At 55.1% G+C, this 12,358-nt stretch carries 10 protein-coding genes and 1 tRNA gene; 6 read left to right on the top strand and 5 right to left on the bottom strand.

The window, feature by feature from the left end:
• Window positions 1-21: 21 nt before the first annotated feature.
• The 4 genes from FGL10_RS07580 to apbC form a co-directional block, all read right to left on the bottom strand.
• The gene (locus tag FGL10_RS07580; protein ID WP_003711642.1) at window positions 22-978 is read right to left on the bottom strand and encodes an IS110 family RNA-guided transposase; all 957 of its coding nucleotides are present in this window, start codon (window positions 976-978) and stop codon (window positions 22-24) included.
• A 584-nt stretch (window positions 979-1,562) separates the two neighbouring features.
• Window positions 1,563-4,607, bottom strand: a complete 3,045-nt coding sequence (pilC, locus tag FGL10_RS07565; RefSeq protein WP_003710813.1) for a PilC family type IV pilus tip adhesin — start codon at window positions 4,605-4,607, stop codon at window positions 1,563-1,565.
• A gap of 897 nt (window positions 4,608-5,504) precedes the next feature.
• Window positions 5,505-5,774 carry a hypothetical protein gene (locus FGL10_RS07560; RefSeq protein WP_003710820.1) on the bottom strand — a complete coding sequence of 90 codons (270 nt, stop codon included), beginning with the start codon at window positions 5,772-5,774 and terminating at the stop codon, window positions 5,505-5,507.
• 230 nt (window positions 5,775-6,004) lie between these two features.
• Complete coding sequence (gene apbC / locus FGL10_RS07555; protein WP_036470280.1) at window positions 6,005-7,084, bottom strand: iron-sulfur cluster carrier protein ApbC; 1,080 nt, start codon at window positions 7,082-7,084, stop codon at window positions 6,005-6,007.
• Window positions 7,085-7,294: 210 nt separating this feature from the next.
• Between apbC and FGL10_RS07550 the strand changes: the two genes are divergently transcribed.
• The 5 genes from FGL10_RS07550 to murU all read left to right on the top strand — a co-directional run bounded on the left by FGL10_RS07550 (window position 7,295) and on the right by murU (window position 10,033).
• Window positions 7,295-7,370 (top strand) — tRNA-Lys (locus FGL10_RS07550).
• A 77-nt stretch (window positions 7,371-7,447) separates the two neighbouring features.
• A complete protein-coding gene (locus FGL10_RS07545) occupies window positions 7,448-7,957 on the top strand; it encodes a protein disulfide oxidoreductase (RefSeq protein ID WP_003710827.1) in 510 nt (169 codons plus the stop codon).
• Between the two features lie 308 nt (window positions 7,958-8,265).
• Entirely contained in the window at window positions 8,266-8,706 is a 441-nt protein-coding gene (gene hpaR / locus FGL10_RS07540) for a homoprotocatechuate degradation operon regulator HpaR (protein WP_003710829.1), read from the top strand.
• A gap of 114 nt (window positions 8,707-8,820) precedes the next feature.
• Window positions 8,821-9,321 carry a 4-hydroxyphenylacetate 3-monooxygenase, reductase component gene (gene hpaC, locus FGL10_RS07535; RefSeq protein ID WP_003710832.1) on the top strand — a complete coding sequence of 167 codons (501 nt, stop codon included), beginning with the start codon at window positions 8,821-8,823 and terminating at the stop codon, window positions 9,319-9,321.
• A gap of 16 nt (window positions 9,322-9,337) precedes the next feature.
• Window positions 9,338-10,033, top strand: a complete 696-nt coding sequence (murU, locus tag FGL10_RS07530; protein ID WP_003710834.1) for an N-acetylmuramate alpha-1-phosphate uridylyltransferase MurU — start codon at window positions 9,338-9,340, stop codon at window positions 10,031-10,033.
• 33 nt (window positions 10,034-10,066) lie between these two features.
• Here murU and FGL10_RS07525 read toward each other — a convergent pair whose 3' ends face one another.
• Window positions 10,067-10,498, bottom strand: coding sequence for an EamA family transporter (locus FGL10_RS07525; protein WP_002240016.1), 432 nt, complete (start codon window positions 10,496-10,498; stop codon window positions 10,067-10,069).
• A 174-nt stretch (window positions 10,499-10,672) separates the two neighbouring features.
• Here FGL10_RS07525 and FGL10_RS07520 point away from each other — a divergent pair, with 174 nt between their 5' ends.
• A complete protein-coding gene (locus tag FGL10_RS07520) occupies window positions 10,673-12,349 on the top strand; it encodes a formate--tetrahydrofolate ligase (protein WP_003710837.1) in 1,677 nt (558 codons plus the stop codon).
• Window positions 12,350-12,358 lie beyond the last annotated feature (9 nt).

The raw sequence follows: 12,358 nt of genomic DNA, 5'->3' as shown, positions 1-12,358 counted from the left end.
GCAAAAATACCAAAACTCAAATCAAGCCGTCCGGATATCGTTTTCGGCGGTATCGTTTTCGGCAAAATAATCACGTATCCGGGCATTCAATATCGTCAGCAGTTTGCGCATACATGCCGTAACGGCAACCTTATACGGCTTACCCTCGGACAGCAGGCGTTGGTAGAAATCCCGAATAAGCGGTTCAAAACGTGCCGCTGCCACGGCAGCCATATACAGCGCCTTACGCACCGCAGACCTTCCGCCGAAGCAGCGGCTTTTGAATTTGGTTTCCCCGCTCTCCCTCGGGTGCGGGGCAATGCCGATCAAACCCGCTATCCGTTTGTGGCTCAGCCGCCCCAACTCAGGCAGCATCGCCATCAGCGTAGCCGTCGTTATCGAACCGATGCCTTTGATTTGCTCTGCCACTTGGGCTTTGCCGTCAAAATGCGTGTGGGTGTGGTCGTCGATTTGTTTGTCCGATTCGCCAATCAGCCGGTCAAAATGGGCAATCAGTTGTTTGACGCTTCCGACTTGCGTTTCGTGAACCTGATGCAGACGGTTTTTCTCGGCAGTCCGCATATCCACCGGTTGGTTGCGGCGGTTGACCAAGGCTTCCAACACTTCTTCCGCTTCGGTGGGCGGTTGGTAGGGCATGGTTTGCCAACCTTCTTTCTGCATCATCATCTGCGCGAAGAAGGCGGGCATTTTGGCATCTTTGGCATCGGTTTTGGTCAGCGGCTGCGACTGGGCAAACTGATGCGTCTGACGCGGGTTGGCGATAATCACGGCTATGCCTGCCCGGCGGATGGCTTTGGCGGCGGGGATTTCGAGACCGCCGGTGCTTTCCGTCACGACGAGGGCGACGTTGTGCTTTTTAAGGTATTCGACAGTATGGGCGATACCTTTTGGGTTGTTGGTTTCGGTTTTGGTTTTAGACAAAGACGAAACGGCGATGACGAAGTTTCGTTTGGCGATGTCGATATAGTGAATTAACAAAAATCAGGACAAGGCGGCGAGCCGCAGACAGTACAAATAGTACGGCAAGGCGAGCCAACGCTGTACTGGTTTTTGTTAATTCACTATGCCTGCGTAATGGTATCGGGTACTCATCATCAACCTGCCTTGCATTCGGTTGTGTTGTCCGGCAACTGTCCGGTTGTGTCGATGGGTTGCCCTGCCGCTCCCTGAGCTGCGCAACGGTTGTGTGCCTTGGGTGGGCGCGGGTGGCGGCCGGGCGGTTTGTTGCTATGATACGGTGATTCCAATATACAAGGGTGGGCTTCAGCCCACCGATTCCGCCAATATTACCCATCCCGTAAATTCCCCATTTCCGCCGATTCCGCCAAGAACGAAACCGCCGAATCCCGCCGGTTCGCCAAAAATTTTTGATGCGGTGAACTCGGTGAAATTGGTGGGCTGAAGCCCACCCTACATCCCACCCTACATCTCGCCCTGCAACCCATCCTACATCGCGCCCTGCAACCCGCTTTTTACGAACCGCCCCCTCCGAAAAACGCAAAAAAATGCCGTCTGAAGACCTTTCAGACGGCATTTGCGGGGGAATCGGACGCGCGGGCGGGTTAGAAGAAGACTTCGCGCCAGCTTACCCGTTTCATATTGCAGATCGGGCCGGCAACGTCCAAGTCGGACATATCGTTCATCAGCAGCGTGTGCACGCCTTTGCTGAAGAAGCAACGGTTGCCGGATTTTTGGAAGGGGGTGTTGTCATTGCCACTGCCGCCCGCGTCGCCGTCTGCCGTTGTCGGGTGATCGCTTGTTTTTTGGCTGTCCAAATAGCTTGCGGTCAGCAGTTTCGGATAAACATATCCGCTCGGGCAGACGGTTTCAGTGCCTTTTTCCATACAGCCCACGGGGATATTGTTGCCTTTCGCGTCTTTTTTCTCGCCGACTTTTTTTGCCACGCGGTTATCCGGTACGACGGGGCGCGCGCTTTTCTTCGTCAGCTTGCCGCCGTCGGCGGTATTGATGCCCAAAAATGCCGTTTCCGCGCCGCAGCCGTTGGCATTGTAGTTGCGGATGGTTACAAAGGCGGTACGCAATACCACGGTCGGTTTGACGGTAACGCGCTGTCCGGGCTGCAATTTCACTACCCAGCCCTTATCGCCCGAGCCGTCAGACCTTTTGTAGTCGCTCAAGAACAGCGTACTGCCGTCTTTTGTCAGCACTTGCTCAAGCAGCCCTTTGCCCAAACCGTCTTCTGCCGGCAAAGAATCCGTATCGTTATCAAAGATACCGTAAACGTGTTGGATGTCTTGGCTTGCCACATCTTCTTCGGTCAAATCGCTGCCCGTGCCGAAGATGACGACGCGTTTGTCTTTCAGTTGGGAAATGGCGGGCGCGGAAGTAATCGGCTTCGTGCCGTTGAAAATGGCGCGTGCAGACCATCTGGTCGGATCGTTGCCGCCCAAATCAAAGCGGTACATCTTGCCGCCGCGATCGCCGGCATAGGCGATATCGACCGTGCCGTCCAAATCCGTATCGACAAGCGTTGGGGACGAAAGTCCGCCCTTGCCGCCGGGTACATCGATTTTTTTAATCAGCGTACCGTTGCTTTCCAAATCATACACATACAGCGCGGTTTGATTATCGCCGCTGTTAATATCTTTAGTCGCATAACCGGAAGCGAGGAAGGCGGCGTATTTGCCGTCGTGGGTTTTGCCGATTTGCGGCGTACCGACGGTGTAGCCTAATGTTGCGCCATTCTCTCCATTCTTCACATCAAACAGGGAAACGCCGGTCTGATTGCTTTCGGCTTTAGTCAAATCCAAGGCATACGCGCCTTTGCCGCCCTGACCCATCGCGCCGAACATAAACACGCGATCTTTGTATTGGCGCAAGACAAAGCCGCCGTCCACGCCGTACAAACCGCCCGTGTAGTTTTCGTTGGCAAAATTGTGCAGGTCTTTTGCCAAATCGGAATCTTGGTTATCCAAATCTTTGCGCGGCATCGTGCCGGGGATGTAGCTGAGCTTCAGATTGTAGCCGCCGCCGCTTTTTTTGAAGATATGCACCATCCCGTCGTTGGCGGCGGTTGCCAGATAGTCGCCGACCGCCGTTACCGGGCTGTTGACGATGTCGCCCAAATCGCGTTTGCCGTTGTCGCGGATGCGGTATTGCTGGCTATACAGTTTGCCGCGTGTTGAGGCATCTATCGCATTGTTAAAATAGTTAAACTGATTGTCGTTTCCATCGCGCCTGTCGGTCCAGCGCAATAACACGTCTTTCCATTCTTGCTGATTATTCCCATTATCGCCGATACCGAATGTGCCATTCGTAATGCCGTTAATATTGCTGTCGCTCAAGGATACGCCGTTTGCCAAGCGGATTGCCGCCTTGCGTCCGGCAAAGACGGGTTCGGTAAAACCTTTGCTTGGCAGATAATCCGCGCCGCCGTTTTTCTTATTGTTTTTATCCAAGGTGTAAAAGAGGATGCGGCTGCTTGCCGACTTGGGATCGGTAACGACCGCCGCAGCACCGCCCGGGAAACCCGCGCCCAAAGGGGCTGGGGCGACAATGGCGTATTGGCTGCCGTCCGGGCCGGCGGCGGTATATTGCGCCCGCGTACAGCCGCCCGCGCCTATGCTGGGAAGCTGGAGTTTTACGTCGATATGGCCTTGTTCGCGTACCTTATATATAGTTGCTGTCCGCCCATTGCCGTTTTCGTTATGCGGCATAAAGGCGAAGTTGGGCATACTAATCTCGCCCAGCTTGATTTCTTGGGCGTTGAGGCTGCCGGAGTTGCCCAGCATATGCAGTTTGGCGCGCAGGGCGAATACTTGACCCTTGCTTCTTTCCCCTGTCGGCTGGGTAATCATTTTGCTGACTTCGGTATGGTCTCTCTGAATGGCGAGCCAGTTTTCCGGCGTTTTCCCATCCGATAAAGCTAATTGGAAGGAAACGCCCAGCCACGGATGGTCTGTCAGCTTGTATATCGGCAGGCCGTCTGAACTGGTTCCCACCGATGTGGAGTCGAGCGCGCTATTGGTAAAGTCGAAAAAAAACTGGAAGGGCAGGTCGGGACACTGGCGGCTTTGACCCGTCGAGACACCCAAGCCCTTGAGGAAGCAACTCAAGCCGGTAAAATCGTAACCCATCTTCCCTTTATGGACGGTCGTCAGCCAACTGTCGGTTTTGCGCCCCGCCATATTGTCGGCATCAAGCCCGGAAACTTTGCCCCACAGCGGGGCGGAACCGCCGCCGAGAATCAGCTTCCCACCGTTCTTGCCCGCAAGCAGCGTGTCGGTATTTGCGTAGGTGAGTTCATAAGTTGTTGCGGCGAAAAAGGGACACCCTTGTGTGGCATCAAATTTGATACCCAGTTCCCTACATATGTTTCTTCCCGGGCGTGTAGAGCTTCCGATTGGGAAAGTTTCTTTCTTACCCGTGCGTACGCCCTTGCCGCCGGGTGTCTGATCGCCTTTTACGCTGCCGTCGTCGTTGACGATAAAATTGAAATTTGCAGTATCGCCCACGCCGAACGCCTGTTGGGACGATACCGCCAAGAGCATCGCGGTATAAACCGCAGTATGGCGGAGCAAGTGCCGTTTGGGTGTTTTTTTCATATCGTTTTCCTTCCGTTTGTTTTCCCGATGGCCGGACGGCATTCCCGCCTGGCCGTAAATATCGCAATATGCGCCGTGATGCGGATTTTCAGGGCGCGGGGTGTTTCGTGAGGCGGATGCGTAAGGTGGGTTGCGGGGCGGGTTGTAAGGTGAGTTGTAGGGTGGGCTTCAGCCCACCACATCCTACCAACTCCACCAATCCCGCCGATTCCGCCGCCGTCATTCCCACAAACCTACATCCCGTCATTCCCACGAAAGTGGGAATCTAGAACGTAAAATCTCAAGAAACCGTTTTACCCGATAAGTTTCTGCGCCGACAGGTCTGGATTCCCGCCTGCGCGGGAATGACGAATCCATCCGCACGGAAACCTGCACCGCGTCATTCCTACGAACCTGCATCCCGTCATTCCCACGAAAGTGGGAATCTAGGATGCGGAATCTAGAGAAACCGTTTATCCGATAAGTTTCCGTGCCGAAAGGTCTAGATTCCCGCCTGCGCGGGAATGACGGCGGTAGTTGTATGGTGGGCTGTAGGGTGGGCTTCAGCCCACCAACTCCACCAACTCCACCAATGTTACCAAATCCATCAATCACGCCTATTCCGTCAATTCCAACCACATCCACCAGTCCCACCCTACATCCTACCTTACAACCCACCTTACGCATCCGCCTCGCGCGTCCGTAATGACGGACGGGAACGGCGCACGGGCATTGCCGGAATCTTCCGTGTTTCCATTATCATACTCTTTTTAATGCGCTATTCCAAGAATATGATGCCCGCCGGCGGCATCGCGCCTTATCCGCGCGCTCCGGAACAGGACTGTATGGCGAATACGCAGGATGGATGTAGGCGAGATGTGGCGGGTTACTATTAGGAATACTCGAATCGTCATTCCCGCGCAGGCGGGAATCTAGAACGTAAAATTTAAAGAAACCGTTTTACCCGATAAGTTTCTGTGCCGACAGGTCTGGATTCCCGCCTGCGCGGGAATGACGGCATATTTCTTTCAGCGGGTGCAAAGTGGGTTGTAGGTGCAAAGCGGGCTGTAGGGTGGGCTTCAGCCCACCACATCCACCAATCCAACCGATTCCAACCAACTCCGCCAATTTCAACAATTCCAACGATTCCGTCAAATCCAACCGATTCCAACCAACTCCGCCAATTTCAACAATTCCAACGATTCCGTCAAATCCAACCAATTCAGCCATTTCCGCCGAAAACCGAAACCGCCGAATCACGCCGGTTCGCCGAAAACCTTTGATGCGGCGGAATCGGTGGGATTGGCGACATCGGTGGAGTTGGTGGATATGGTGGGATTGGTGGGCTGAAGCCCACCCTACAGCCCACCCTACATCTCACCCTACGGCTCGTTGCGCGGGAATGACGGCGTATCGGCAGGCGCGGGGTTTCAGACGGCATTGCGGTTTCGGGCGGGGCTTTATTCGACGACGATTTTGGGGAAGCGGCTGCTGAAGTCTTTGCCTTTGTCGGCAATGCTCAGGGCGATTTGGAATGCTGCATCGGTGTAGATTTTGGCGATGGCGGGGTGCTTGTCGAACAGTTGCGCCGGTGTGCCGCCGTCCATCGCTTCGCGCACGGGCAGGCTTAATGGAAGCTGTCCGAGCAGGGGGACGTTGAGGCGTGCCGCCAAGTCTTTGCCGCCGTCCGTGCCGAACAGGGCTTCGCTGTGTCCGCAGTTGGTGCAGATGTGGACGGACATATTTTCCAATACGCCTAAAATGGGAATGTTGACCTTGCGGAACATATCCACGGCTTTGCGTGCGTCTATCAGCGCGATGTCCTGCGGCGTGGTTACGATGACGGAACCGGTTACGGGGATGCGTTGGGACAGCGTGAGCTGGATGTCGCCCGTACCCGGGGGCAGGTCGATAAACAGGTAGTCCACTTCGTCCCACTCGCTTTGAAACATCAGTTGCTGCAAGGCTTGGCTGACCATCGGCCCGCGCCAGACGACGGCTTGGTCGGTATCGACGAGAAAGCCGATGGACATAACCTGTATGCCGTCTGAAGATTCGACGGGAATGAGTTTTTGGTTTTTCTGATCGGGTTTGCGGTCGTCCACCCCCAGCATCGTGGGCTGGCTCGGGCCGTAAAGGTCGGCATCGAGCACGCCGACGCGTGCGCCCATGCGCGCCATCGCGGCGGCAAGGTTGGCGGTGGTTGTTGATTTGCCCACGCCGCCTTTTCCCGATGCGACGGCGATGATGTTTTTCACACCTTTGATGGTGGTAACGCCGGGCTGGACTTTGTGTGTGCCGATTTCCGTGTCCATGGACAGATGGATGTGTGTGTTGCCTGTTTCGGGCATCAGGGTTTCTTGCACGGAATCGGCGACGGCGGCGGCAATGTGCGCGACGGGGAAGCCGAAATGCAGGGCGATATGGATGCCGTCTGAACGCTGTTCGACCGAGCGGACGGCCTTTTCGCTGCCGAGCGTGCGTGCCGTATTCGGAATACTGACAGTTTCAAGGAGGGTGCGGATGTTTTGTATGTTCATAATGTGTGTTTCTGTGTGCAGTTTGGGAAACGGGCGGAAAGTGTACATTGATTTCGGGCGGTTTGCCTTTCCTTGTGCGAACTTTTACACGGTATGCGGCGGATTGTGAAAATCTGTTGCCAAAATATCCCGTGCAAACAGTGGCCTGCAATTAAGCCTGTAAAATTTGCTTGACGAGGCAGGATGGTGCTGTATAATGCACGGCTTATCGGGTCGTTAGCTCAGCCGGTAGAGCAGCGGACTTTTAATCCGTTGGTCGAGCGTTCGAATCGCTCACGACCCACCAGATAACCGGAAGCCAAGTTTTAGGACTTGGCTTTTTTGTTTGCCTGCAGGTTGCGCGGGCGTACCGTTTGGGGGCGTATGAAAAAGAAACTGCTTTCGGGCATCAAATTTGCCGTTCGGACGGTATTGGTGTTTTTATTGGTGTCGCTGTTTTTGGATTGGGTACGCAAGCCCGACGAACCGGCGGGCGCGGCGCGGCAGGTTTTGACCCTGCTGTCGGGGCAGCGGCTGACTTTGGAACAATTGGGACGGGATAGGGCGGTTTTGGTGTATTTTTGGGGAAGCTGGTGCGGCGTGTGCCGTTATCAGTCGCCGATAATCGATGATTTGGCGGCGGACGGCGTTCCGGTCGTCGGCGTGGCGGTACGTTCCGGCAGTTCGGCGGAAGTGGGGGCGTATATGGAAAAACGCGGCTTGGGCTTTCCGACGGTCAACGATGAGGACGGGGGTTTGGCAAGGTCTTGGCGGATTGTGGCAACGCCGACTGTCGTTTTGGTCAAAAATGGGAAAATGGTCCACTATACGACGGGAATCAGTAGTTATTGGGGCTTACGCGCAAGAATTTTTCAGGCGGATGTTTTCGGTTAACCTTTGTTTTTGTTAAACTTTCCGCTATGTAGAGAATAAAACGGCATATGCCTTGCGCGGCGGATGCGGCGGCTTTTGTTTTTTGGGAAAGAGCCGGCGCGCCTGCCGGTGTAATCCCTTGTTGTGATTATGGGAAAAATAGATTAAGATATAACCATTAAAATATTTTCGGACAGGATAATCGGCAATCCGATGCGGTTTGCGGCATATTTTCCCCATCTGTTCGTTTTGTTGTATAACGGTCGTATCAAAATGATGCCCGCAGACGGTTTGAGGGTTTGATTTTCGACAACTTGGAGACTTGAGCAATGGCTACCCCATCCAAACACGCTTCCATCAATATCGGCCTGGTGCAGGCAAGGGAAGCCCTGATGACCCAATTCAGACCTATTTTGGGTCAGGCAAACATTACCGATCAGCAGTGGCGGATTATCCGGCTTTTGGCGGAAAACGGCACGCTGGACTTTCAAGATTTGGCGAATCAGGCGTGCATCCTGCGCCCCAGCCTGACCGGCATCCTGACCCGCCTTGAAAAAGCGGGCCTGGTCGTCCGCCTGAAACCTTCCAACGACCAACGCCGCGTTTTTCTGAAGCTGACTGACGAGGGCGAGAAGCTGTATGAGGAAATCGGCGAAGAAGTGGACGAGCGTTACGACGCTATCGAGGAAGTGCTGGGCCGCGAGAAAATGCTGATGCTTACGGAGCTGCTGGCGGATCTCGCCAAAATCAGGGATGCGCTGAATCCGTAAAATGCCGCAATGCGCGGAAACGCCCGCCCGGCGGGATTCCGGATCGGGATTGCTGCACATAGGGAGTGCCTTGTGTGCAGCATTCTTATATAGGGGACGGCTTAAAGGGGAAAAATGACGGATTTGCAGAAAAATTTTCAAATTTCGTTCCGCGATGCGATGGCATCTTTTGCGGCAGGGGTCTGCGTCATCACGACAGACGGGGCGGCAGGGCGTTACGGCATCACGATGACGGCGGTTGCGCCGGTGACGGACGAGCCGCCGACCGTGATGCTGTGCATCAACCGGGGCGCGCGGATTGTCCCGATTCTGTCGGAAAACGGCAGACTGTGCATCAATATGCTGGCGGACGAACATCAGGATGTTGCCGAACATTTTGCCGGGCTGACCGGCCTGTCGCCCGAAGAGCGGTTTGCCTACCACATCTGGCATCGCGGCAAAACCGGACAGCTTGAAATAGAGGGCGCGTTGGCGCACCTGCACGGGCATATTGTCGGCAAACATGAAATCGGCACGCATTTTGTGTTTTACGTCAGGCTCGACGAAATCAAAAACTGCGGGTGCAAACGCCCCGCGCTGCTGTATTTCAGACGGCAGTTCCGGTCTTTAGACTGATATTCGGACAGATATTATGAAAGCGATGATACTGGCGGCGGGGCGCGGCGAGCGTATGCGTCCTTTGACCGACACCACTCCGAAGCCGCTGCTGGACGTGGCGGGCAAGCCCCTGATCGGCTGGCACTTATGCCGTCTGAAGCAGGCGGGGTTTACCGAAATCGTCATCAACCACGCTTGGCTGGGTCGGCAGATAGAAGATGCTTTGGGCGACGGCTCGGCTTATGGCGTGAACATTGCCTATTCGCCCGAACCCGCAGGCGGTTTGGAAACGGCAGGCGGCATCGCGCAGGCATTGCCGCTGTTGGGCGACGCTCCGTTTTTGGTCGTCAACGGCGATGTATTGACCGACATTGATTTCGCGGCGGCGTTTCAGACGGCATCGTCCCTGCCCCGGCATATTCGGGCGCATCTGTGGCTGGTGGAAAATCCCCCGCACCATCCTGACGGCGATTTTTCCCTGCTGCCGGACGGAAGCGTACAGGCGGAAATATCCGGCGGCAACGGGCTGACATTCAGCGGCGCGGGCATTTACCGCCCTGAAATGTTCGGAGGCATCGAAGCGGGCGGCACGACAAAACTCGCGCCCGTATTGCGGAACGAAATGCGGCAAAACCGCGTCAGCGGTCAGAAGCATACGGGCTTGTGGCTGGATGTCGGCACGGCAGGCCGTCTGAAGGAAGCGCAAGCCCTTGCAGGGGCTTGGAAGTAAAAACCCGGTTTCAGACGGTATGGCGGATTCGGTTTAACGTTTCAACGCCAGCACCAACACGCCCGCCGTTACCAGTCCCAAGCCTATCCATTCCTGCGTGTTCGGGCGTTCGTCCAAAAAGACCACCGCCATCAGCGCGACCAAGACCAGGCTGAATTTGTCAACGGGCGCGACTTGCGAGGCGTTGCCCAGTTGCAGGGCTTTGAAGTAGGCGAGCCAAGATGCGCCGGTCGCCAAACCCGACAGAATTAAGAATGTCCAGTTTTTTCCTGTAAACCCGTTTACGCCCTGCCATTTGCCGGTGTAGGTCAAAAACAGTACCAAAGCGGCGAGGATCACCAAGGTGCGGATAAAGGTGGCGAAATCGGAATCGATGCCCTGCAAACCCATTTTGGCGAAAATGGCGGTCAGCGAGGCGAAGCCTGCCGATGCCAATGCCCAAAACAGCCATGCGTTGCTGCCCATGTTTTCTCCTTGGATTGTGAACAATATGAACGGTATTTTTGTTGCTGCGTCAAAAATTTCACTGCGGGTTTGGTGCGGATAACGTTATAATATGCCTGATATTATTTTCAATCCACCTGTTTGTCGCCTGATGCTTTCAGACGGTATGTCCCTCCTCATTTCTAAAGGAAAATCATGAGCTTCAAAACCGATGCCGAAATCGCCCAATCCTCCACTATGCGCCCGATTGGCGAAATTGCCGCCAAGCTGGGTTTGAACGTGGACAATATCGAACCCTACGGCCATTACAAAGCCAAAATCAATCCTGCCGAAGCGTTCAAGCTGCCGCAAAAACAAGGTAAATTGATTTTGGTAACCGCGATTAACCCGACTCCTGCCGGCGAGGGCAAAACGACTGTTACCATCGGCTTGGCGGACGCATTGCGCCACATCGGCAAAGATGCCGTGATTGCCCTGCGCGAACCTTCTCTGGGGCCGGTGTTCGGCGTGAAAGGCGGTGCGGCAGGCGGCGGCTACGCGCAAGTTTTGCCGATGGAAGACATTAATCTGCACTTTACCGGCGATTTTCACGCCATCGGTGCGGCAAATAATCTGCTTGCCGCGATGCTCGACAACCACATCTACCAAGGCAACGAGTTGAACATCGATCCGAAACGCGTGCTGTGGCGGCGCGTGGTCGATATGAACGACCGCCAGTTGCGCAACATTATCGACGGTATGGGCAAACCTGTTGACGGCGTGATGCGTCCCGACGGTTTCGACATTACCGTTGCCTCCGAAGTGATGGCGGTATTCTGCCTTGCCAAAGACATCGGCGATTTGAAAGAGCGTTTGGGTAACATCCTTGTCGCCTACGCCAAAGACGGCAGCCCCGTTTACGCCAAAGATTTGAAGGCACACGGCGCAATGGCGGCATTGCTTAAAGATGCGATTAAGCCCAACTTGGTGCAAACCATTGAAGGTACTCCGGCATTTGTACACGGCGGCCCCTTCGCCAACATCGCCCACGGCTGCAACTCCGTTACCGCCACCCGACTGGCGAAACACCTTGCCGACTACGCCGTAACCGAAGCAGGCTTCGGCGCGGATTTGGGCGCGGAAAAATTCTGCGACATCAAATGCCGCCTTGCCGGTTTGAAACCCGATGCGGCTGTCGTCGTCGCTACGGTTCGCGCTTTGAAATACAACGGCGGCGTGGAGCGTGCCAACCTCGGCGAAGAAAATTTAGACGCTTTGGCAAAAGGTCTGCCCAATCTTTTGAAACACATTTCCAACCTGAAAAACGTATTCGGCCTGCCCGTCGTCGTCGCCATCAACCGCTTCGTGTCCGACTCCGATGCCGAGTTGGCAATGATTGAAAAAGCCTGCGCGGAACACGGCGTTGAAGTTTCCCTGACCGAAGTGTGGGGCAAAGGCGGTGCGGGCGGCGCGGATTTGGCGCACAAAGTCGTCAACGCCATCGAAAATCAAACCAATAACTTCGGTTTCGCCTACGATGTCGGGTTGGGCATTAAAGACAAAATCCGTGCGATTGCCCAAAAAGTATACGGCGCGGAAGATGTCGATTTCAGCGCGGAAGCGTCTGCCGAAATCGCCTCGCTGGAAAAACTGGGCTTGGATAAAATGCCGGTCTGTATGGCGAAAACCCAATATTCCCTGAGCGACAACGCCAAACTCTTGGGCTGCCCCGAAGGCTTCCGCATTACCGTGCGCGGCATCACCGTATCCGCCGGCGCAGGCTTCATCGTCGCACTGTGCGGCAATATGATGAAAATGCCGGGTCTGCCGAAAGTTCCGGCCGCCGAGAAAATCGATGTGGACGCAGACGGCGTGATTCACGGCTTGTTCTGATACCGTTTC

This window comes from Neisseria lactamica (assembly GCF_901482445.1).
GTDB classification, from domain to species: Bacteria; Pseudomonadota; Gammaproteobacteria; order Burkholderiales; family Neisseriaceae; genus Neisseria; species Neisseria lactamica.
The sequence above is the reverse complement of the archived record's forward strand: the minus strand, read 5'-3'. Positions and strand labels throughout refer to the sequence as shown.